The 21,565-nt window shown below is 64.6% G+C and carries 22 protein-coding genes; 10 read left to right on the top strand and 12 right to left on the bottom strand.

The window, feature by feature from the left end:
- Positions 1-1,020 precede the first annotated feature (1,020 nt).
- Positions 1,021-1,956, top strand: coding sequence for an OmpA family protein (locus EN786_RS38470; RefSeq protein ID WP_245478090.1), 936 nt, complete (start codon positions 1,021-1,023; stop codon positions 1,954-1,956).
- Positions 1,957-2,264: 308 nt separating this feature from the next.
- The gene (locus EN786_RS00620; RefSeq protein ID WP_127283575.1) at positions 2,265-2,780 is read left to right on the top strand and encodes a TIGR00645 family protein; all 516 of its coding nucleotides are present in this window, start codon (positions 2,265-2,267) and stop codon (positions 2,778-2,780) included.
- A gap of 18 nt (positions 2,781-2,798) precedes the next feature.
- Here EN786_RS00620 and EN786_RS00625 read toward each other — a convergent pair whose 3' ends face one another.
- From EN786_RS00625 to EN786_RS00635, 3 genes are all read right to left on the bottom strand, one after another.
- Positions 2,799-3,665, bottom strand: a complete 867-nt coding sequence (locus EN786_RS00625) for an NAD(P)-dependent oxidoreductase (RefSeq protein WP_127308817.1) — start codon at positions 3,663-3,665, stop codon at positions 2,799-2,801.
- A gap of 187 nt (positions 3,666-3,852) precedes the next feature.
- Positions 3,853-4,515 carry a helix-turn-helix transcriptional regulator gene (locus tag EN786_RS00630; protein ID WP_127308849.1) on the bottom strand — a complete coding sequence of 221 codons (663 nt, stop codon included), beginning with the start codon at positions 4,513-4,515 and terminating at the stop codon, positions 3,853-3,855.
- Positions 4,516-4,522: 7 nt separating this feature from the next.
- A complete protein-coding gene (locus tag EN786_RS00635; RefSeq protein ID WP_127283577.1) occupies positions 4,523-5,395 on the bottom strand; it encodes a S1C family serine protease in 873 nt (290 codons plus the stop codon).
- Between the two features lie 169 nt (positions 5,396-5,564).
- On the opposite strand from EN786_RS00635, the gene EN786_RS00640 reads away from it, so the two are divergent.
- The gene (locus EN786_RS00640) at positions 5,565-6,515 is read left to right on the top strand and encodes a trypsin-like peptidase domain-containing protein (RefSeq protein WP_127308816.1); all 951 of its coding nucleotides are present in this window, start codon (positions 5,565-5,567) and stop codon (positions 6,513-6,515) included.
- 48 nt (positions 6,516-6,563) lie between these two features.
- On the opposite strand, the gene EN786_RS00645 is transcribed toward EN786_RS00640, so the two are convergent.
- A complete protein-coding gene (locus EN786_RS00645) occupies positions 6,564-9,425 on the bottom strand; it encodes a patatin-like phospholipase family protein (protein ID WP_135907907.1) in 2,862 nt (953 codons plus the stop codon).
- Between the two features lie 227 nt (positions 9,426-9,652).
- Positions 9,653-10,078, bottom strand: a complete 426-nt coding sequence (locus EN786_RS00650) for a VOC family protein (RefSeq protein WP_127308814.1) — start codon at positions 10,076-10,078, stop codon at positions 9,653-9,655.
- Positions 10,079-10,144: 66 nt separating this feature from the next.
- On the opposite strand from EN786_RS00650, the gene EN786_RS00655 reads away from it, so the two are divergent.
- Positions 10,145-10,771: a TetR/AcrR family transcriptional regulator gene (locus EN786_RS00655; RefSeq protein ID WP_127308813.1), complete on the top strand. Its 627-nt coding sequence runs from the start codon at positions 10,145-10,147 to the stop codon at positions 10,769-10,771.
- On the opposite strand, the gene EN786_RS00660 is transcribed toward EN786_RS00655, so the two are convergent.
- Positions 10,704-11,660, bottom strand: coding sequence for a LysR family transcriptional regulator (locus EN786_RS00660; RefSeq protein WP_126058799.1), 957 nt, complete (start codon positions 11,658-11,660; stop codon positions 10,704-10,706). The genes EN786_RS00655 and EN786_RS00660 overlap by 68 nt on opposite strands.
- A gap of 109 nt (positions 11,661-11,769) precedes the next feature.
- Between EN786_RS00660 and EN786_RS00665 the strand changes: the two genes are divergently transcribed.
- The 3 genes from EN786_RS00665 to EN786_RS00675 all read left to right on the top strand — a co-directional run bounded on the left by EN786_RS00665 (position 11,770) and on the right by EN786_RS00675 (position 16,535).
- Positions 11,770-12,411 carry an FMN-dependent NADH-azoreductase gene (locus EN786_RS00665; RefSeq protein WP_127284274.1) on the top strand — a complete coding sequence of 214 codons (642 nt, stop codon included), beginning with the start codon at positions 11,770-11,772 and terminating at the stop codon, positions 12,409-12,411.
- A gap of 168 nt (positions 12,412-12,579) precedes the next feature.
- The gene (locus EN786_RS00670; RefSeq protein ID WP_127308812.1) at positions 12,580-13,962 is read left to right on the top strand and encodes a 3' terminal RNA ribose 2'-O-methyltransferase Hen1; all 1,383 of its coding nucleotides are present in this window, start codon (positions 12,580-12,582) and stop codon (positions 13,960-13,962) included.
- Positions 13,959-16,535, top strand: a complete 2,577-nt coding sequence (locus tag EN786_RS00675; RefSeq protein WP_127308811.1) for a polynucleotide kinase-phosphatase — start codon at positions 13,959-13,961, stop codon at positions 16,533-16,535. Before EN786_RS00670 ends, EN786_RS00675 begins: the two co-directional genes overlap by 4 nt.
- 11 nt (positions 16,536-16,546) lie before the next feature.
- Here the strand turns inward: EN786_RS00675 and EN786_RS00680 are convergent, their stop codons facing one another.
- Positions 16,547-16,837, bottom strand: a complete 291-nt coding sequence (locus EN786_RS00680) for an HlyU family transcriptional regulator (RefSeq protein ID WP_127284277.1) — start codon at positions 16,835-16,837, stop codon at positions 16,547-16,549.
- Positions 16,838-16,904: 67 nt separating this feature from the next.
- On the bottom strand, positions 16,905-17,546 hold the full coding sequence (locus tag EN786_RS00685) for a TetR/AcrR family transcriptional regulator (protein ID WP_127284278.1): 642 nt from the start codon (positions 17,544-17,546) through the stop codon (positions 16,905-16,907).
- A 163-nt stretch (positions 17,547-17,709) separates the two neighbouring features.
- Here EN786_RS00685 and EN786_RS00690 point away from each other — a divergent pair, with 163 nt between their 5' ends.
- Complete coding sequence (locus EN786_RS00690) at positions 17,710-18,387, top strand: PspA/IM30 family protein (RefSeq protein ID WP_127308810.1); 678 nt, start codon at positions 17,710-17,712, stop codon at positions 18,385-18,387.
- A gap of 39 nt (positions 18,388-18,426) precedes the next feature.
- Positions 18,427-18,687 carry a YiaA/YiaB family inner membrane protein gene (locus EN786_RS00695; protein WP_126058794.1) on the top strand — a complete coding sequence of 87 codons (261 nt, stop codon included), beginning with the start codon at positions 18,427-18,429 and terminating at the stop codon, positions 18,685-18,687.
- Between the two features lie 89 nt (positions 18,688-18,776).
- On the opposite strand, the gene EN786_RS00700 is transcribed toward EN786_RS00695, so the two are convergent.
- Positions 18,777-19,445, bottom strand: a complete 669-nt coding sequence (locus EN786_RS00700; RefSeq protein ID WP_127308809.1) for a PadR family transcriptional regulator — start codon at positions 19,443-19,445, stop codon at positions 18,777-18,779.
- Between the two features lie 271 nt (positions 19,446-19,716).
- On the opposite strand from EN786_RS00700, the gene EN786_RS00705 reads away from it, so the two are divergent.
- Positions 19,717-19,974: a DUF2798 domain-containing protein gene (locus EN786_RS00705; RefSeq protein WP_135907910.1), complete on the top strand. Its 258-nt coding sequence runs from the start codon at positions 19,717-19,719 to the stop codon at positions 19,972-19,974.
- Between the two features lie 52 nt (positions 19,975-20,026).
- On the opposite strand, the gene EN786_RS00710 is transcribed toward EN786_RS00705, so the two are convergent.
- The 3 genes from EN786_RS00710 to EN786_RS00720 form a co-directional block, all read right to left on the bottom strand.
- Entirely contained in the window at positions 20,027-20,407 is a 381-nt protein-coding gene (locus EN786_RS00710; protein ID WP_189340628.1) for a DCC1-like thiol-disulfide oxidoreductase family protein, read from the bottom strand.
- Between the two features lie 74 nt (positions 20,408-20,481).
- Positions 20,482-20,775, bottom strand: coding sequence for a GYD domain-containing protein (locus EN786_RS00715; RefSeq protein ID WP_127284282.1), 294 nt, complete (start codon positions 20,773-20,775; stop codon positions 20,482-20,484).
- 189 nt (positions 20,776-20,964) lie between these two features.
- Positions 20,965-21,543: a hypothetical protein gene (locus EN786_RS00720; RefSeq protein ID WP_127311322.1), complete on the bottom strand. Its 579-nt coding sequence runs from the start codon at positions 21,541-21,543 to the stop codon at positions 20,965-20,967.
- Positions 21,544-21,565: the final 22 nt, after the last annotated feature.

Below are 21,565 nucleotides of genomic sequence, written 5' to 3' on the forward strand. Positions count from 1 at the left end.
ACCGAATCCGCGCCGGCCGAGCAGGCCGCTCCCGAGCAGGAACAGAAGCCGCGCAAGCGCAAGGCCGAACAGCAACAGCAGCAAACGGAACAGGCGCCGGCCGAACAGGCAGCACCGGCCGTCGAAGAGCAGCAGCCGCGCAGGAAGAAGCGCAACCAGCAACAGCAGATCGAAGCGGCACCGGCCGAGCAGCCGGCCGAGCAGGCAGCTCCGGCAAACGACGAGCAGCCGGTCATGCCGCGCAAGAAGAAGCGCGAACTGCAACAGCAGATCGAGGCCGCGCCTGCCGAACAGCCCGCCGAGCAGGCAGCTCCGGCAAATGACGAGCAGCCGATCAAGCCGCGCAGGAAGAAGCGCGACCAGCAGCAGATCGAGGCAGCACCCGCCGAGCAGCCGGCCGAACAGGTCGCCCCGGCAAACGACAACAACCGCCAGGACAACCTGCGCAAGAAGAAGCGCAAGCAGGATCAGCAGATAGAGGCTGCGCCCGCCGAGCAGGCGCCGGCCAAACAGGCGGCACCCGCCGGCGAACCTGTCCCGCAGGCCGAACCGCTTCCTCAGCCCACAGAGCAGCAGGCGGCTCCCGCCCAGGGCGATCAGCCTCTGGACAAGAAAAAGCGCGGCAAGAAGACCATTGGCGAACAGCCGGTGACGGGCGAGCAGCCGGCCACTGGAGAACAGCAGCCATCGACGGCCGAACAACCCGCCAATGGCGGGCAGACCGTGACTGGCGAACAGCCGGCACAGGGCGAAAATCCGGCGGCCGAGGGCGAAGCCCAGGCTGACAAGAACGCGGCCCCCATCCTCGACAGCCAGAAGGATGTCCTGCGCAAGCGCAAGGGCAAGAACCAAAACGGCCAACAGGGAGGCGAGAATGCGAATGGTGAGCTGAGCAACCAGCCCGCCCAGCAGAATGGCGAGCAGGCGCAGGCCCCGAAGCCGGCTCCGGTCGACCAGGGACCGCCGCCCACCGACGACAAGTCGGCCCAGCAGGAGATCAAGCCCGAGAAGATCGTTCCGGTGACGGAGGAAAAGGGCAAACGCGTCGAGGTAGCGCCCGATGAGAACGTCCGCGACCGCCAGCGCCCGCAAGGCGTCAACGTCCTCAGGGAACTCGGCGATCGTGTCATCCTGCAGTTCAACAACCAGACGATCGTCGAAAGCAACGACGCCCCACGCATGCACCGCGGCGCCAGGAATGTCTACTACGAGGACCTCTCGGGTGGTCGCAGGCGCGAAATCGTCGAACGCGACAACGGCATTCAGATCGTCACCATCCGCAACCGTTACGGCGACGTCATCCAGCGCTCGCGCATCACGCCGGAAGGGCGCGAATATATCCTGAGCTATGTCGACGAACGGAACTATGAGGACGATGGCGACTGGCGCGATCCCGGCGACGACCTGCCGCCGATGCGGCTCAACATCCCGCGCCGGGATTACATCCTGGATTCGGAGGATGTCGAGGATGAAGACGACTACTACACCTTCCTTGAGCAGCCGCCGGTGGAGAAGGTCCAGCGCCTCTACTCGATCGAGGAGGTCAAGCGCTCGGCCCGTGTGCGCGACATCGCCCGTCGCGTCGACCTTGACACGCTGAACTTCGAGTTCGGTTCGGCCTCGATCTCCGATGAGGAGGTGCAGAAGCTCGACGGCGTCGCCAACGCCATGGAGAAGCTGCTGAAGAAGAACCCGGCCGAGACCTTCCTGATCGAAGGCCACACCGACGCCGTCGGCACGCCGGAAGCGAACCTCGCTTTGTCGGATCGGCGCGCCGAAGCGGTCGCCGAGGCGCTCACCAACGCCTTCGGCATCCCGCCCGAGAACCTGACCACGCAGGGCTATGGCGAGGAGTATCTCAAGGTCGACACCTCAGGGCCGAACCGTGAGAACCGCCGCGTCGCCATCCGCCGCATCACCTCGCTGGTGGCGCCGGTGGCCAGCAGCGAGAATTAACGAGCTGTTCCAGAAGCATAAGACGGCTTCTGGAACCAGGGTGACAACAGAAAGCCCATCCCGGTTTGGCCGGGATGGGCAACGCGCCACGGGTTTGACGCTCAAGGAGAATTGAGCCCCGATTCGACCGGCTTCATTGAATTTTCGGATTGCTGTACCCAGATTCTCGACAGGGCGTTCCCTGCCCTGTCCCGACTCCAGCGGGACACATGAGCCCCGCCGGCCCCTCCGGCGGGGTTTTGTTTTGGCCTTGCAAACAACTGCGGGTTGCCTGAAAAACGCCACTGAAAGCAGGAGCGGAACAGCGCATGAAACGCCTCGAACTCGCCATCGAATCGATCATTCTCGCCACACGCTGGCTGCTGGTCGTTTTCTATATCGGGCTCGGCCTTGCGCTCGCCATCTACGCGGTGTCGTTCGGCAAGAAGCTCTACGAGTTCGCTTTCAACGCCCTGACGCTCGGCGACACCGATACGATCCTGAAGATGCTCGGCCTGATTGACGCCGCCCTGGTCGCCTCGCTGGTGGTGATGGTGATCATCTCCGGCTACGAGAATTTCGTCAGCCGCTTCGACGAGAATGACGGCAAGGTGCACTGGCTGGGAACGATCGATGTCGGCTCGCTCAAGGTCAAGGTGGCCTCGACCATCGTCGCCATCTCGTCGATCCACCTGCTGCAGGTCTTCCTGAATTCCGTCTCCTACACGACAGACCAGCTGATGTGGCTGACCATCATCCACCTCGCCTTCGTCCTCTCGGCGCTGATGCTGGCCTATATCGACCGGCTGATGGGTTTGGCCAAAGGCAAGAAGGTTGAGGACTGAGGCCTCGCCCGCTGCCCCTCAGTAGATGGTTTTGATCTTGCTTTCCGTGCGGGCAAACACCTCGTCCGGCACGAAGAAGTCGCCGGCGAGAGGCCCTGTCGCGCCGGGCGCGTAGACGGAAAAATCGCTGACGCCCTCGGCGCGCAGCACCTCCTCGTCGATGTAGAAATTGCCGGTCGCCTCGCGCGACGGGCGCAGGAAGATCGCATGCGCGGCGTCGGCCATGATGTCGGGCGAACGGCTCATCGCCGCCACTGCCGCGCCGCCGAGCAGGTTGCGTACCGCGGCTGTGTCGATGGTCGAGATCGGCCACAGCGAGTTGACGGCGATGCCGTCCCTGGCGAACTCCGCGCTCATGCCCAGCGTGCACATCGACATGCCGAACTTGGCCATTGTGTAGGCGACATGGTTCTTGAACCATTTGGCCTTCATGTCGAGCGGCGGCGCCAGATTCAGGATGTGAGGGTTCTTTGCCAACTTCAGGTGCGGAATGCACATTTTGGAAACCAGGAAAGTGCCGCGCGTGTTGATCTGGTGCATCAGATCGTAGCGCTTCATGTCGGTCTCCAGCGTGCCGGTGAGCTGGACGGCGCTGGCGTTGTTGACGCAGATGTCGATGCAGCCGAACCGCTCGACGGTTCTCACGACTGCCTCGGCGACCTGCGCCTCCTCGCGTATGTCGCAGAGCACCGGCAGCGCCTTGCCGCCGGCCTGCTCGATCTCCTCGGCAGCGGTGTAGATCGTGCCCGGCAGCTTCGGATGCGGCTCGGCGGTCTTGGCGGCGATCGTCACATTGGCGCCGTCGCGCGCCGCGCGCAGCGCGATCGCCAGCCCGATGCCACGCGACCCGCCGGAGATGAACAGCGTCTTTCCCTTGAGCGACATCTTTCCTCCGCTTCCTTGACTACATCGCAGGCGCGAACCTTTGCGCGGCAGGCGACCAGAGCGCAAGGCCCGACCCGCCGCGAGCGGGTTACGCTGCGTCGGGTCCAGAAACGAGGCCAGGCGTGAGCACCGGAAGCGCAGGACGCCACCATTCGCAGGCCGGCCTCACCGGAATATCAATAGGCCCTCAGACCAGAACCAGTCCCTGCCGCATGGCAATGGCGATCGCATCGGTGCGATTGGCGGCGCCGAGCTTGATCAGGATCGCCGCGACATGGAACTTCGCCGTGTGCACGGAAATGCCGAGGCGCCGGGCGATCACCTTGTTGGGCGCGCCTTCGGCAAGCAGCGCCAGCACTTCCGCCTCGCGCGGCGAAAGCGTTGGCCGGGCAGCGTTCGTGTCTCCCGGCTCCTCTTCGAACGGGTTGCCGTCATGGAAGGAGAGGTCGTCGTGCCGACCGGTCAGCGGCCGGTCAGAGCCCGAAATGCGGTAGCCGGCGGCTGCAAGCCGCGCGGCAGCGGCGATCAGCAATTCGTCGGACGAAGCGGGCAGCACGGCAAGCACGCTGTCGGCGGGCTGTTCATGGCCGGGACGCCGCGACAGCAGCACCCTGGGCAGCGCAGCATCGATCGCCCTGCCCTCCAGGCCATCCTCGTCGATGATGGCGACATCCACGGCCTGTCCTGATCGGTTCCCGGCCATGACCGGCAGCAGATCGCCGGTTGCGGCGAGCGCCTCGGACAGTTGCTCGGCCCGCGCGGCGTTGCCGAGCGCGATCAGCACGGTCAGCCGCCGCTCCGCGGCGGCCTGATCCGCCTTCCTGTGGTTTGCTATCGCCGCGACCGCCATCATGCCCTCAGCTCAGCGGCTTCTCGCCGATGGTCACGGCAACATCGCGCGCCTCGCCGCCGCGCACGACGCCGAGCGTCACCGACGCCCCGGCGCTGTCCGGTCCGAGCTTGCGGATCAGGTCACGCGGACCCTGCACCGCTTCGCCGTTCCATGCCACGATTATGTCGCCGAGATGCAGGCCGGCGGCCTTGGCCGGACCGTTGTCGTCGAGGCTCATCACCATCGCGCCGTGGGTGTCGCTGTTGTGGACCGGATGCAGGCCGGCGCCGAGATAACCGCGTGCGACGTGCCCCTTCTCGCGCAGCGTCGCCACCGCCCGCTCGATCGTCTCGTAAGGCATGACCAGTGCCCGCCGGCGCGGCCCGAACAGGAGCATGCCGATCAGCCCGCCCCTGGCATCGAGCACGGGTCCACCCTCGAAGCGTGAGCCGGCGTTGACGGCGAGATTGATGCGCCGGTCGATCGTCCCGCCGCGCATCGAGCGCCAGGCCGGACCGACCTCGCCGACCGAACCGAACACGGCAAGTGCTGCGCCGTCGCTGTTGCCGATGGCGACGGCGACATTACCAGGCCGCACCGCATCCGCCTTGGCGAGTGAGGCCGTGCCTGCCGCGCCGGCGGGCTTCAGCAGGGCAACGCCGGTCGAGGGATCGCGGCCGACAAGCTCGGCCTTGACCGTCTCGCCCGAAGCCAGCGTCAGTTCGATCTCCTCGCCCGCCTCCACGACTTCCTCGGCGGTGACGAAATAGCCGTCGCGCCAGTGGAAGGCGCTCGCTGTCCGATGATGATGGGTTGCAAGGCTCGCCGTCGCCGGCGCGGCCGCTGCCGCGAGATCGGCGATTGCGTCGGAAAATGCGCTCAAATTGAAGTCGCTCATCATTGTTCTCCTGGGTTTGCGATTACCCAGATATCGCTCGACAGGACGCCGGCCGGTACTCGCCTCATGGCCAGTCGGCCGCGCGACTGGCCATCTGGTCAGGTCGCGGCCGAACGGGCCGCTCCGCACATATAATCATCCTTGCGCCTGATACCACGGAGCCCTTCCCATGGCCCTCGCCGCCGCCAAACTCCAATCCGACGAAGCCTTGCTCGACGCCTATTCGGCGACCGTCGCCGACGCGGTCGACCGCATCGGTCCCGCCGTCTGCCGCATCGAGCGTGTCGGCGGCGCCGGCGGCCATGGCTCCGGTTTCGTCATCACGCCGGATGGCCTGGTCGTCACCAACTTCCATGTCGTCGGCGACGCGCGCGCCGTGCGCGTCTCGATGCCGGACGGCGCGTCGCGCGAAGGCCGCGTGCTCGGCCGCGATCCCGACACCGACATCGCCCTGGTGCGCGCCGACGGCAGCTTCACCGATGTCGCGCCGCTCGGCGATTCCAAGCGGCTGAGGCGCGGCCAGATCGCGATCGCCATCGGCAATCCGCTCGGTTTCGAATGGACCGTCACCGCCGGCGTCGTCTCCGCGCTCGGCCGCTCGATGCGCGCCTCGACCGGACGGCTGATCGACGACGTCATCCAGACCGACGCGGCGCTCAACCCCGGCAATTCCGGCGGGCCGCTGGTGTCGTCGGCGGGCGAGGTGATCGGTGTCAACACCGCCATGATCCATGGCGCGCAAGGCATTGCCTTCGCCGTCGCCTCCAACACCGCCAATTTCGTCATTTCGGAGATCATCCGCTTCGGCCGCGTGCGCCGCGCCTTCATCGGCGTCTCCGCCGACACCACCAATTTGCCGCGCCGCGCCGCCCTTCTGTCGCAGGTCTCGAGCAGCACCGCCGTGCGCCTGCGCAGCGTCGAAAAGAACAGCCCGGCGGCAAGGGCCGGGCTGAAGGAAGGCGACATCATCGCCGCGATAGATGGCCGTCCGGTCACCGGCGTCGACGACCTCGTGCGCATGCTCGACGCCGAGCGCATCGGCCGCGAGACGCTTTGCACCGTGGTGCGGCGGACCGGCGTCAGCCAGGTCGCGGTGACGCCGGTGGCAAGGCCGAACTGAGCGACCTGCTCCCAACGCCCCGGTAATCGTCGGGGCGTCCCCGATGCGCTATCTGATCTCTTGCCCCTGATTGCCCAGACGCATCTTCAGCAAGGCAACCAGACTTGCCTGCGCGCTGTCCTCGGCCTTGATCTCAGCCGTATGCGGCCGTTCGCGCAGCGCCACCCGCATGGCGTGGAAGCCAAGTGCGCGATAGGCCTCCATCTGCTCTTCCGAGAAGAACTGATCGCTGGTCGATTCATGCGGGAAAAGCGGGTAGCGACGCTCGTAATCGAGGACATAGTCGGGCTCATCGCCGGTAACCGACGCCTTGACGTAGACAAGGATGCCTTCGACCGGATCATTCTCGTAGAGGATCTTGCCGACCGCGAAATGCCGCAGATGCAAATCCGATTCCGGCGGGACGATCTTGGTGCGGTTGGCGTCGCGCGCCAGCGCCGCGTCCCTGACCGGTCGCCAGTCGAGCGAGATGCGCACGCCGAGATCGATCCGCGCGAAGCGTTGGACGTCGGTGAAGGCGCCGAAATTCATGCCGGCATCGGCCTCGGCGTCGACCACGATGATCAGCTTGCACCTGCGCTTGAGCAGTTGGTAGAGGCCGATATTGTCGATGTGGCCGCCATCGGTGATGTAGACCCGCGAACTGTCGGACCTCAGCTGCCCCGTCGCCTCCGCGAGCAGATACAGCCGCAGGATATCTTCCCAACTGCGCCGCGGGGGCCGCTTTCCAAGCGCAATCCCGCTCGGGTTGGGAAGCCAGAACCCCAGTCGCAGGTTGAGCAGGGCAAGCGTCGGCCCAAGCAGGCCGAGGCTGGTGCGACCCATGCTGGAGGAGATGGCGGCCCCCGAGATCGCCGCTGCTGCCGCGAGGTCCAACTGCCCCTCTGCCTTGGCCATTGCTGTCGAGGACGCATATCCGGTCGAGGTGCTGCCGACGAAATGTTTTGAAAACAGGAAGAATTCGGCGTTGCGCCCTCTCTTGCTCGGGTCGGCCTCGGGAAGTCTGTGGACTTGCACGGCAGGTGGGGGCGCGATTGGCCGATGGTGGCCCGGCAGAATGATATCCGGCCCGCCCCACCAGGCCCTCAACCTTATGGCTGCGGCAACCTTGGCGCCCACCCAGCGGATCGCGCGGACGAGAACGGACCTCTTCGGAGGACCGGCTGTTTGCCCGGCATCCCTGGCGCGGCGCACATTCAACGTGCCGTTTATCAACAGATAGGGCGCCATCGCGCCGAGGGCATCCAGCGCGATGTCGGCCTGGTCTTCGCTGCCGCCGAGGCGAAATGCCTGCCGAAGCCGGTCGCGGTAAAGGCGGTGCAACCCATTGGCGTTCTCGGTGAAGTTGAAGGCCACCATTGTGACGATGGCGCTGATGGCCAGATAGTTGAGCAGCACGGTGGATTCGTCGTGCTGCCAGACCCCTTTCGCCATTCTGGCGGCCACGGCGAAAATGGCTGAGCATGCAATGAGCAGCAGCACCTTGATGACCACCGATCCGCTATAGTCATGCCTCATCGCGCCAAAGAAGCCACTGAGCCGACCGGGGGCCAGATCGTCGGCGAGATAGCGAACCACAAAGGTTCGCGCCGCCAGAAACAGCGCCATCGATATGACAAGGATCGTGAACAGGACGCGATTGTCGGCCGTCAGCCAGGCTGGACCGTAGGCATAGCCACTGTCGCTGCCAAACAGCCACGACACGTCGAAGCCCCAGATCGTGATCGGCGAAAAGATCTTGATGCCCCAGATCGTGATCAACAGAAAGAAGCCGTAGATCAGCAGGGGCAGGGCAAGACCGAGTGCGAGAAATGCCGCGCGCGCCAGATAGCCGCGCAGCTGGTGTCCGATCCCCGGCGAATTCAGGGCCTTCTGCAGCCAGGAAATCAGAATGCCCCTGAAGGCGGCGGTGGCTGTGACGATGGCCCCGGCCGCCGTGATCAGCGCCTTGAGCGTCTCCATTGTCGTCTGCCGATGACCAGCCTTCGGAGAGGTCACCTCGATCAGCCATAGGATGATCTTCGGCTGAATTTCAATCAGGAGCAGGCCGGCAGTGACCAGCAGCAGGGTGCGACCGCCCTTGGCCCAATTGCTGTCCTGTTCCAGGCGCTCGCCTTTGCGCGCAAAGGCATAGCTGTCGGTATAGGACCGTCGCAAGCCCCAGACGACCAGCCAGACGGCGAGAACCACCATCATCGACCGCGAGAGCACGAACGGGTTGGCCACCAGCGATCGCAGGCTGGCGGCCCATCCCGCCTTGCCCCAATCGTCGCCGAAGAGCCAGTTGGCGACGTCGAGCACGATGCTGTGCCCGAGATGATCGGTGGTCGGGTTGGTCAGGATGACGAATGTCGCCAGCGGCAGGATCAGCGTCAGCAACAGCAGGACATTGACCATCCAGCCGCGCATCAGAATGCCGATCGACAGCGTGATATCCTGGAAGCCGCGCGGCGCCAGGAAACGGCTGTTGTCGCGGATGTGGCCGACCAGCGCGTTGTCGCGCACGTCGTCGCCCGAGGCGAAGGGAAAATCGGGCCGCTTGCGCTTGCCATTCTTCGCCGGCGCGAGTTCCTGGCGCGTCATGTCGGCGATCATCGCCGATCCGATGTAGCCGCCGCCCGATACCGTCGACAGATAGTCGATCCGAGGTATGAGCTTGTACTGGTCGAGTGCCTGAAGCGCGCCGAGGCAGAGCGAAGCCGATCTTATCCCGCCACCCGAAAGCGCCACGCCAAACAGCCAGGCCGGATCACCCTTGGCAACGGAATCGGGCTTGCCGCCAGTATCTTTTGATGCATCGACGCCGAGCGCGCGGCGGCGATCGAGGATGGCGTCATACTCCGCCCGCAGAACCCTCTCGAATTTGTCGGTATACGAGCCAGAATTTGATTCCTCTCCTCGACTGGCCATAGCTATCCCCCGACACCGCTATTGCTGAACAATACAATAGGCAAACAAGGTTTTTCGCAAGGATTATTGCCGTCAGGAAAGTGAAACCGCCGCCTGGATCATCCGTGACTTGAAAATCACGGGCGACTTTAACGACAGCATGCGCTTTGCTTCGCGAGGCACGCGAGCCCGCCAGGCGGCCGCCCGTCGGCATCGCCATGCCGACAATTGCCGCCAACGGTCGCCGCTCAGCCCGCCGCCGCTCCCTGCACGAACTGCGCCTGAAATTCGGGGCTCGGCGGGATCGGCTTGATCACGTCGATCAGCACGCCGTTCGGATCCCTGGTGATGAAATGGCGCTGGCCGAAAGGTTCGTCGCAGAGAGTTCTGAGGATCGGCAGGCCGGCGGCCAGCACCCGCTGATAGATCGCGTCGGGGTCGCGGACCTCGAAATTGATCAGCAGGCCCGACGTGCGGCCCCGCCCTTCCTCCGGGATCGTTTCGTGGTCGCCCTGGACGATGCCGAGATTGACCCGGCGGTCCTCGGCCGACTGCAGATGCACATACCAGTCGCTCTCGAACAGCGGCTTGAAGGCGAAATGCTCGACATAAAATTCTTTCGTACCGGCGACGTCGCCTGTCATCAGCACCGGATAGTAGCTCGTCGTCTTCATCTTTCCTTCTCCCGTCAAACAACATACAGTCTGCATGTAAATGCAATTAACATACAGGCTGCATGTATGCAACGAGAATCCGCGCGCCGCTCCAACCGCGACCGCACCGAGGCGACGCGCGCCGACCTGATCGACGCCGCGCGAAAACTGTTCACCGAAAAATCCTATGCCGAGACCGGCACGCCGGAGATCGTCGCCGCCGCCGGCGTCACCCGCGGCGCGCTCTATCACCATTTCGCCGACAAGCAGGCGCTGTTTGCCGCCGTGGTCGAGCAGGAGGCTGGCGCGGTGGCCGAAGAGATCGAGCGCGCCTCGCCCGCATCGCTCCCTGCCCGCGACGCGCTGATCGCCGGCTCGGACGCCTATCTCGCGGCGATGCGGGCGCCGGGCCGCACCCGCCTGCTGCTTCTCGACGGGCCCGCCGTGCTCGGCCGCTCCGCCATGGATGAGATCGACAACCGCCATGGCAACCGCTCGCTGCGCGAAGGCCTCGTCGCTTCGATGCGCGAGCAGTCCATGGCAAGACTGCCGATCGAGCCGCTGACCGCATTGCTCGCCGCTGCCTTCGACCGCGCCGCGCTTGCCGTCGAAGCGGGAGCATCGAGCGGCGACTACCGCGCCGTGCTCATGGCGCTGATCGACGGTCTGTCTCCGGCTCCTCCTCGGTCCACACGCCCGGCTCCATCTCGTTGAAGCAGCCGAGCCCTCGTTTGAACCGGTCGATCAGCCAGGCCGCAGCCGGCTTCGGGCTGCTGTCATTGCGATGCATGGCAAAAAGCGGCGAACGCGCCTCCCTGAAGACCTCGAGGTCGAGCTCCACCAGCCTGCCGCTTGCCAGATCGTCGGCGATCAGCCAGCGCGGCAGGCCTCCCCAGCCAAGCCCCTCCCGCATCAGCATATGCTTGGTGCGCATATCGGTCAGCCGCCAGGTGCGGTAGGCGAAGACGCCGAAGTCGCGTCCCTTGGTGCGTTCGGACTGGTCGGTGACGACGAGTTGCGTATGTTCGCGCGCATCCTCGAGCGTCACCGGCTTCGGCAGCAGCGCCAGGGGATGGCTGGGCGCGGCGGCCAGCACGATGGACATGAAGCCGATGCGCACGAGGTGGACGTCGACCTCGCCCAGCATGCCGCCGATACCGAGGTCGGCCTGCCCGCTGAGCACATGATCGGGAATGACGCCAAGCGTGCCGATATGCAGGCGCAGCATCACGGTCGGAAACTGCGCCTCGAACGCCTTCAGCACCCGCACCAGCACCGGCGACGGCAGCGCCGCATCGACCGACAGCGCGACTTCGGCCTCCAGTCCCTGGTGATGGCCGTCAACCCGCGAGCGCATCCGCTGCAGCACGCCGATCATGCGCCGCGCATCTTCGAGCATCGCCCGTCCGACATCGGTCAGTTGCGGTTCGCGCGTCCCCTCGCGCTCGAACAGTTTCAGCCCAAGCTGCGCCTCCAGGTTGGCGATACCATAGCTGATGACGGATTGCGCCCGGTTCAGCTTGCGGCCGGCGGCCGAGAAACTGCCGGTATCGGCAACCGCCACCAGGATCTGCAACTGGTCGAGCGTCGGATTGGGCTGCATCGTTATATCTATTTTTTGGATGGATCGTATAGAAAATATACCAGTTTTTCGAATGAGTCGAGCGACCCATATTCAGCGGGACAGTTCAATCCCACTGGAGAGCCCCACAATGTCCATTCTTCTTGTCACCTCAAGCCCGCGCGGCGCCGCCTCGCACTCGACCCGCATCGCCACCGAGCTTGCCAATAAGCTGCTTGCCGCCGATCCGTCGAACACGCTTGTCGTGCGCGATCTCGTCGCCAATCCGCTGCCGCATATCGATCCCGACTATTCGACCGGCATCTACACGCCCGCCGAGGCGCGCAGCCAGCGCCAGGCCGAAGTCGTCGGCGTCTCCGACGCGGTGCTCGACGAGCTCTTCGCCGCCGACACCATCATCCTCGCCACCGGCTTCATCAACTTCGGCATCTCCTCGACCCTGAAGTCGTGGGTCGATCACGTCGCCCGTTCGGGCAAGACCTTCTCCTACGGCGAAGGCGGGCCGAAGGGTCTCGTCAACGGCAAGAAGGTCTATATCGTGCTCGCTTCCGGCGGCATCTATTCCGAGGGCGCGGCCGTGCAGATGGATCACGCCATCCCCTATCTGCGTGGCGTGCTCGGCTTCCTCGGCATGACCGATGTCGACGTCATCCGCATCGAAGGCGTCGGCATGGGCCCGGACGCCGTTGATGCCGCGATCGCCAAGGCGACTGCCAAGGTCAACGCGGTGGTGGCCGGAACCGCCGGCAAGCAGGTTGCGGCAGCGGCGTAACGCACGACGCCATCCCGACCGAAGCAAAAAGGCAGGCGCCAGGGCAGCGCCTGCCTTTTTGTTTGTGGTGCCTGCTCACTCGGCCAGCGCATAGCGCCCCAGTCCAGGCTCAGTAGATAGCCGTGCAACGCCATTGGTTATTCTGCCGGTCTGCGCTATCGATCGCTGATGTTCCTGTCCGTTGCTACAACACATCGTCCGGCCACAGATCTCGGTTTCTTGCTGCACAAGCATCCCGATCGTCTGCACGAGACCGAGCTCGCCTTCGGAAAGGCGTGGTTGTTCTATCCCGAGGCAACCGAGGAGCGTTGCGAGGCCGCACTTCTCCTCGATGTCGACCCGATCGGGCTCGTACGGGGCAAGGGCCAGGCGGAAGGCCTGCTGGACCAGTATGTAAACGACAGGCCATATGCGGCATCGTCCTTCCTGTCGGTGGCGCTCAACAAAATGCTGCGGACCGCGATGACCGGCATTTCAAAGGAGCGCCAGGAACTGGCCGAAAGCGCGTTGCCGCTGGAGGCCGTGGTGACACCGCTGCCGATGCATGGTGGCGAGGCTCTGGTTCGAGACCTGTTCGAACCCTTGGGCTGGACCGCCGATCTGACGCCAGTCGAGAATGTCGGGGATGGGGCAGGCAAGTGGCGATACGGTCATCTGAAGCTGACCGGGACAGGCCGGCTAAGCGGTTTGCTGAACCACCTCTATGTCCTGATCCCTGTGTTGGACGACGCAAAGCACTACTGGGTCGGTGAGGCCGAGATCGACAAGCTGCTGTCAAAGGGTGAAGGCTGGCTGGAAAACCATCCCGCCAAAGACCTGATCGTGCGCCGCTATCTGCGCAATCGCGGTGCGTTGGCCCGCATCGCCCTTGAGCGGCTCGCTCCCGAGACGGCCGGCCAGTCACTGTCCCCCGAAGTCAGGGACGCGCCCGAGGAAGCGCTGGAGGTGCCTATTCGGCTGAACGACCTGCGCATGGACGCGGTGGTCGAGGCCATTCGGGCGACCGGCGGAACCGTCATCGCGGATCTGGGATGCGGCGAAGGCAAGCTGCTCTATCGCCTCGTGCGCGAGCGATGGGTCCACAAGCTGTTCGGGCTCGACCCGGCAGTGCGCGAATTGGAATGGGCTGCGAAGCGTCTCAAGCTGAATGAGTTCGGTGGACCGCCCGAAGGTCGGGTCACGCTGTTGCATGGATCGCTGACATACCGGGACAGCCGCTGGGCCGAAGCCGACGTCGCCGTGCTGGTTGAGGTGATCGAGCACCTCGACGACGACAGGCTGCCCTTGATTGAACGCATCGTTTTTGGCGAGGCGGCGCCGAAGTCCGTGATCGTCACCACTCCGAATGCGGAGTACAACGCACTGTTTCCGAAGCTGGCTCCGGGCAATTTTCGCCACCCCGACCACCGCTTCGAATGGAGCCGGGCGCAGTTCGAAGCCTGGGCTGACAAAATCGGTAAGATCTATGGCTATGCCGCCGCCTTCAGCGGTATCGGGGCTGTTGACGCCGTCTTGGGCGCGCCCACGCAAATGGCGGTGTTCACGCGGTGAGAGAGCCCGACAAGACCGACCTCGCCCTTCCCGATTTCTCGCTGGTGGTGCTGATCGGCTCGACCGGATCGGGCAAATCGACCTTTGCCGCCAGGCACTTCCTGCCGACCGAAGTCATCTCCTCGGATCGCTGCCGCGCGCTTGTGTCCGACGACGAGACCAATCAGGACGTTTCGGCGGACGCCTTCGAGTTGATGCGCGAGATTGTTGGCAAACGACTCAAGCATCGCAAGCTGGCAGTTGTCGACGCCACCAACGTGCGCGCAGCCGACCGCAAAGCGTGGATCGAATTGGCGCGCAAGTGGCATGCTCTGCCAGTCGCCATCGTCATCGATCCAGGTGTCGACGTCTGCGTCGCGCGCAATGCAGCGCGACCTGACCGACAATTCGGCGCCGGTGTGGCCCAACGCATGGCGACCGAGATCCGCAAGGGTCTTGGCGGCCTGCAACGCGAGGGCTTCCGCCAGGTCTGGAAGCTTGGCAGCGAGGCCGGCGTCGATGCCGCCAAGGTTTCGCGCCAACCGCTGTGGACCGACAAGCGGGACGACTCCGGTCCGTTCGACATCATTGGCGACATCCACGGCTGCGCCGACGAACTTCAGACCTTGCTTGGCCAACTCGGCTACAGCGTCGCCTGGTCCGAGGATCGCGGCGACCGAACGGTCGTCGTCACCCCGCCGGAGGGACGCAAGGCCGTCTTTGTCGGAGATATCGTCGATCGCGGTCCCAACTCGCCCGACGCGCTGCGCATCGTCATGGGCATGGTGGCCGCCGGCACTGCTTACTGTGTCCAGGGCAATCACGAACGCAAGCTCGGCCGCTGGCTGGAAGGCCGCAAGGTCACGGTCGCTCACGGCCTGCAGCAAACCATCGACCAGTTGGATGCTCAGGATCGCGGCCTGCGAGAGGCTCTGCCGGCTTTCCTCGACGGTCTGCGCAGCCACGTCTGGCTGGACGGTGGACGCCTGGCGGTTGCCCACGCCGGCCTCAAGGAAGAGATGATCGGACGTGGTTCGGGCGCCGTGCGAGAATTCGCTCTCTATGGCGAGACCACGGGCGAGATCGACGAATTCGGCTTGCCCGTCCGTGCCGACTGGGCCACGACCTATCGCGGCAAGACGGCCGTGATCTACGGGCATACGCCGATGCTGTCGGCGGAATGGCTCAACAATACCCTGTGCATCGACACCGGCTGCGTTTTCGGCGGCAAGCTGACGGCCTTGCGCTGGCCGGAGCGCGAACTTGTCGAGGTGCCGGCAATCCAGGTCTGGTCCGAACCGATACGTCCTTTGGGTGGATCCGATCTCGGCAAATCGGCCCAGGCCGACGCCGACGGCGTGCTCGACTATCAGGACGTCTCGGGTCGCCGCTGGATCGAGACCGAACTAAGGGGCCGGATCGTCGTGGCCGAGGAGAACGCGTCGGCGGCACTGGAGGTGATGAGCCGCTTCGCGCTGGCGCCGCAGTGGCTGGTGTATCTGCCGCCGACGATGTCGCCGTCCGAGACCAGCAACCAAAGCGGCTGGCTCGAGCGTCCCGAGGAAGCCTTCGCTTACTTTCGCGAACGTGGCGTCGCTGAGGTCGTTTGCGAGGAAAAGCATATGGGTTCGCGGGCCGTCATCGCGCTCTGCCGGAACGCGCGGACGGCGCGCGAACGCTTCGGTGTTTCAGGAAACGAGACCGGCGCGATCTGGACGCGGACGGGGCGCTCCTTTTTCAAGGATGCCGCGATGACGGAAGGCCTGCTTGCCCGTCTTCGCGCGAGCGTCGATGCGGCGGACCTGTGGAACGAACTGAGCAGCGACTGGCTGCTGCTGGACGTCGAGATAATGCCCTGGTCGGCCAAAGCCGGCAGCCTGATTGAAAGCCAGTATGCGCCGGTGGCGACCTCCTCGACTGCGGGCTTCCAGGCGAGCCGCGAGGCGTTGGCCCGGGCATTGGCGCGCGGCGTCGATGCCACCCCCCTGAGTGCCCGGTTCGATGACCGGGCCGCGCGCGCGGCCAAATACGCCACCGCCTGGGCACCCTACGTATGGCCGGTCACTGGCATGGATGACCTGAAGGTCGCGCCGTTCCACCTACTCGCCAGCGAAGGACGTGTCTGGTTCGACAAGGACCACGTCTGGCACATGACGCTTGCGGCCCGTCTGACTGCCGACGATGGCGTGGTGACCGGCACGCGGTGGCGTACGCTCGATCTGGCCGACGCCAATGCGTGCGCGGAAACGATCGCCTGGTGGGAGGCGCTGACCGGTTCGGGCGGGGAAGGCATGGTCGTCAAGCCGCGCGACTTCGTGAGCCGCGGCAAAAAGGGGCTGATCCAGCCGGCGTTGAAGGTGCGCGGCCGGGAGTATCTGCGCATCATCTACGGCCCCGAATACGATGCGCAGGATAACCTCGCTCGCCTGCGGGAACGTGGGCTGGGTGGCAAGCGCAGTCTGGCGCTCAGGGAGTTCGCTCTCGGTCACGAGGCGCTGAGGCGGTTTGTGGCAAAGGAACCGCTGCGGCGGGTACACGAGGGTGTGTTCGGCGTGCTGGCACTGGAAAGCGAGCCGATCGACCCAAGGCTGTAGCGATGATGGTCTTAGCCGAAGATTCGCTCGCCCTGCTCGTCGACCAGTTGGATGCCCTTCTTGATCGAGATGTCGACGGCATCGTCCAGGCCGGCGAAACGGTCGGCGCGGATGAAGCGGTGTTCCTTCGTCACGCCGTCGATTTCCTTCGAGACCACGCCGCAGGTCTGGTACTGGCCATCGGCCTTGTAGGGCGTGGCGCTGATCAGGAAACCCTTGTGCTCGACCTGCTTTGCCGGCGCCGCGCTCTTGGGTTCGCCCGCATCGCCGCCACCGCCGAAAAGCTTTTTCAGAAAAGACATGGTTCAAATCTCCACTTTCACCTCGGCGCAAAATGCCTGCGCCGGTTCTCATTATCGCATTTAGGCGTCACGACGGTGCCGCGCCAGCATGATCCAATGTCCCGCCCCGTTCCAGCCCCCTGATGAAGACGGCGACCAGGAGCTCGATCTGCTCCCAAGTCTCGTCGGCCTGCCGCCCGGCGGAATTCGCGGCATAGCCGCTGGTGACGATGCCATGCACGCTTGACCACAAGGTGCGGGCGGCGATCCGCAGGCGGTTTTCATCGAGGCCGAAACGGCCGTCGGCGAGCACCCTGGCGATGATCTGCAGCAGATCACTGAGCCGCGCCTCATAGGCATCCGGCTCCGCATGCGCCGGCTGGCGGCGGTTGAAGGCGAGCAAGGCCGGCCAGCTCGCCGGATGCGCTTCCACGAAGCCGGCATAGGCACGCGCCAGCGCCAGCAAGCATTGCCGCGTGTCGGTCACCCCCGCCTTATTGAGTTCGGCCATCGCTGCGGCGCCGGCTTCACCCAGCCGATCGAGCAGCCGCATGTTCACGGCGCGATGCAGGTCGTCGATATCCCGGAACAGATTGTATATGGAGCCGACCGCGATGCCGGCCTCGGTGGCGATGGTCCTGGCCTTCAGGTTCTCCGCCCCGCCGGCTTCGATCAGATTCTCCGCGATGGCGATGACGCGCTCGCTCATCTCTTCCTTGTCCAGTGCCAAACCTTGTCTCCGCATCATCTCCGCCGCCTCTCGGGCGCGGCAACGGATGCCGGTTTACCATAATCCATTCTGCATGAACAGCGTTCAAAAAGCATCTTGAACAATGTTCATTTTCTGCTACATTTGCCCTTGTGAACAACGTTCATAAAGGGAGAACGAACAAATGCTCAGTCTTATCAGGACATTGCTGGATGGCGCCGGCGCCAAGGCCGAGGACCGGCTGAAGGACCAGTTCGCCGTCGATCTTCTCGCCCAGCGCATCCGCGATGCCGAAGCCGGCCTCGCCTGCGCCAAGCAGACGCTCGCCTCGCTGATCGTGCGTCAGCGCGCCGAACAGGCCAGCCTCGACCAGCTCGACCGCCGCATCGCCGATCTGGAGACGCGCACCCGCAGCGCCCTTGCCGCGGGAGCCGAGGCCCTCGCCCACGATGGCGCTTCCGCCATCGCCGAACTGGAGAATGAACGCGAGGTCCGCCGCACCACCGTGCGCAGCCTGACCGAGAAGACCTTGCGTATACGCCTGTCGCTCGAACAGGCGCACCGACGCATCGTCGACCTCAACCAGGGCATGATCTCGGCGCGCGCCATCGACGCCGAGCAGAAGGCGCAGCGACGCCTGAACCGTTCCATCGGCCGGACGGCCAGCCTCAACGAGGCAGAGGCGCTGCTCGCCCGCATCCGGGAGCGCGGCGACCCGTTCGAGGAAGCCAGCATCCTCGACGAGATCGATGCCGGCCTCAGCCAGGAAGCCATCCGCGGCAAGCTGGAGGAGGCAGGCCACGGCCCCTCGACCAAGGTCCGGGCACAGGACGTGCTCGAGCGCCTGAAATCCACGCACTGATCCACGAAACCTACTTCACATACCAAAGGGAGAACGACAATGAACGCCAATCAGACCTACATCATGTTCAACACCATCTCGGTCGGCATCGCCTATTTCATGCTTGGCCTGTCGCTGTGGCTCGCTCCGGTCGACCTGTCGACCAAGGGCTATTGGGGCATGGGCGTGCTCTTGCTCACCGGCAGCCTGGTCAACCTCGTCAAATACCGCACCGACGAGCGCGTCGCCGCCGAGACGACCGCCAAGATCGAAAAGGCGCGCAACGAAAAGCTGATCAGCGAATATGTCGGCAAGGAATGACGCCGGCAGGCACGTCCCAGATACGTGCGGCTCCAGCAACGAAAAAAGCCCGGATCTTCCGGGCTTTTTTGCGTGGGTTGCTGGCGGCTTCAGCGGCGCGACAGCGCTTCAAGCGCCGCGGCGGCATCTTCCAGGATGCTCATCGCCTGCGCCTGCTTGTCTTCCGGCGCGTCGACGATTTCGCTGAGCGCCGCGCGCAGCCGGTGGCGCACGGCACGAAACGCATCGCGCTTTTCGTGGCGCCCGCGATGCCGGCCGCCCTCCTCGCTATCGTCGTTCCAGCCGAACCAGTCGCGCGCCTTGGCCATCTTGCGGCCGAAGCGTTCGAGATGGTCGAGCACGTGGTCGATCATCTCGCGGTTCTCGTCGAGATGCGCCTGTCCGGCCTCGGTGATCGAGAACACCTTCTTGTTGCCCTCCGCCGAGGAGATGGCATAGCCCGCCTCTTCCAGGAAGGTCAGCGTCGGATAGACCACGCCCGGGCTTGGGCTGTAGATGCCGCTGGTGCGCTCCTCCAGCGCCTTGATGATGTCGTAGCCGTGGCGCGGCGCCTCGGCCAGCAGCGATAGCGTGATCAGCTTGAGATCGCCGTCGGCCAGCATGCGCCCGGCGCGGAACATGTCGCCCGGGCCGCCGCGGCCGCCGCCCCGCATGCCCGCCCCGAACGGACCGAAACCGCCGCCGCGACCGCCGAACTTGCCGGCCATATGCAGGAAAGCGCGCTCGGCGCGCTCGCCGAAAGGATGATGTCTGTGCATGGACTGCTCCTTGAGTTATGTCTTACGATATATCTCAATTAGGCAGGCGGACGCGTCGAGTGAAGATATATCTTACGATGTATCTGAAAATGGTGCCAGCGGGATTGATTTCGCAAACGCCCGCCGCTAGAAGGCGCGCGAGGGTCGACGACCGCTCCGTAAGCGTCTGACGTCAAGCAACGCATCCATCCCCGGTCGTTCCGGGCAATTGCGCCGCAAGCGGCCAAAGGATGCCTATGCGCTCGACCGGACACTTCAGGGAACATCCCAAATGACCACGACCCGCAAGCGCGGCAGACTGCCCGCGCGCTATGCTGTTGTTCTCACTCCGCTGGTGCTGTCGCTGTTGATGACCTTCATCGTCTCGTTCATCTCGACGCTGAAGAGCCTTGGGCTTCAGCCCGGCCTGCCGGCCGTCTGGCTGACGGCCTGGGGCCTCTCCTGGCTGGTGGCGTTTCCGACGCTGCTCCTGGTTCTGCCGGTGGTGCGCCGCATCGTCGGCTGGCTGTGCGAACCCGCCTCCAGATAGCCGGCAAGGCCCGGACCCGGATCCGGGCCTACCCTCATCAGCGAGGCTTCGTCTACCAGCGGCCCTTGCGCCGGTTCCAGGCGTAGAGAAGATCGGCGAAGCGATCATAGGCAAGCCGTGTCAGCGGCAGCAGGATGGGGTTGCCGAACAGCGCCGCCAGCCAGCCTTCGCCCGGCGTCCTCCGCCACACCGCGATTGCGACGTCGGCGCCGACCAGCAGTCTGCCCTCGGCGTCGGTGGCGTGCAGGCGGCGGCGGATATCCTCCAGCGAAGCGCCGTATCCGGCGAGCGCCGCCGGCTCAAGATTGATGTCGCGGAATTCGATCCGGCCCGCCTTGACCGCCTCGACAAGCCGGCGCTTTTGCCTGCTGATGCCGGCATCGCAGACCGGGCAGCGCGTGTTGTACCAGACAGTCAGCAGGGGCTTCGACATGGCGCGACTATCGGCGAGGCGGCACGGCCCCGCAATATGACGCAGCGCCACGCAGACCCGCGCCGCGCCGAGCGCTACCCAAGCGAGGTGATAATCTCGCGATAGGCGAATTCCGGGAATGCCTTCAGGGTCCGTGTCCTGACACTGCCGCCCGCCGCCAGCATCAGCGCGAAGCGCGCGATAACCGCGTCGTCCGGCGCCTCGACCACGGCCACCATGTCGCAGTCGCCCATGGTCAGATAGAACGCCTTGAACGATCCGCCCATCTCGCCCAGCTGTTTCTTGGCGGCATCGAGCCGCTTCGGTGACTCGCGCACATTCCTGGCGCCCTGCTCGGTCCAGTTGAGGAGCAAGATGTAAGTCGTCATGGCATACCTCCCATCGGAGCCGCCCGGCCAGAGCATCCGGCCTGCGCCCGGAAATGCATTCGACGTTCGGACTATCCTCCCGGCGGCCGTTCCGGACAAGGGTTGCGTGGTGAAGCCAGTAACAAAAAGGGCGCAGAAGCGCCCTCTTGATCTTTGCCCACACTCAGGTCAGTTGCCCCAGACACGACGTCAGCTTTCGACGGTCCTGATCAGCCTCTCTTCGAGCAGATCAACTTTATCCTTCAGAATGTATCTGTGGCCGAGGCCGACGGAATTCTCCGGAAGTCCCAAATAGGTGACGAGTTCTTCGTGGAGGTCGAGCGGAGCTATGTACTCCTTGGCTCCATCCATTCCCAATATCTGAATCAGACTATTGGGTGCAGTGGATTTGCCGATCGTAGCCAGCAAGGCGGCGGCGTCCTCGAGCCGGGGACGCATGTCCTCATCGTCAGGGTCGCTCATCTCCATGCCTGGGCAGGAATTGTAGCGAGACTGCAGAACACCATCCTTCGCCGCCCAGAGGCGCAATTGTTCTTCGTCGTAGACGGTGATCGCGATGGCGACGCAGGCCAGGTCACGCGTAAGACTCTGGAGCAAAGGCTCGATCCAGCCAGGATCGAGCCCGTCCGTATATTGGTCCGAGAAGGTGATCCAACCGCTCTCATCAGCCGCAGTGACGAAGGCATCGATTTTCTTCGACCTCAGCCAGCCGACCAACGCCTCTTGCGTTGGCCCTTTTACGCTGACAGTCCCGTAAGTCGCCCCCATGCCGAGCTCCGGAAAGCGGACT

The organism is Mesorhizobium sp. M4B.F.Ca.ET.143.01.1.1 (assembly GCF_004792275.1).
Classification (GTDB): Bacteria; Pseudomonadota; Alphaproteobacteria; order Rhizobiales; family Rhizobiaceae; genus Mesorhizobium; species Mesorhizobium abyssinicae.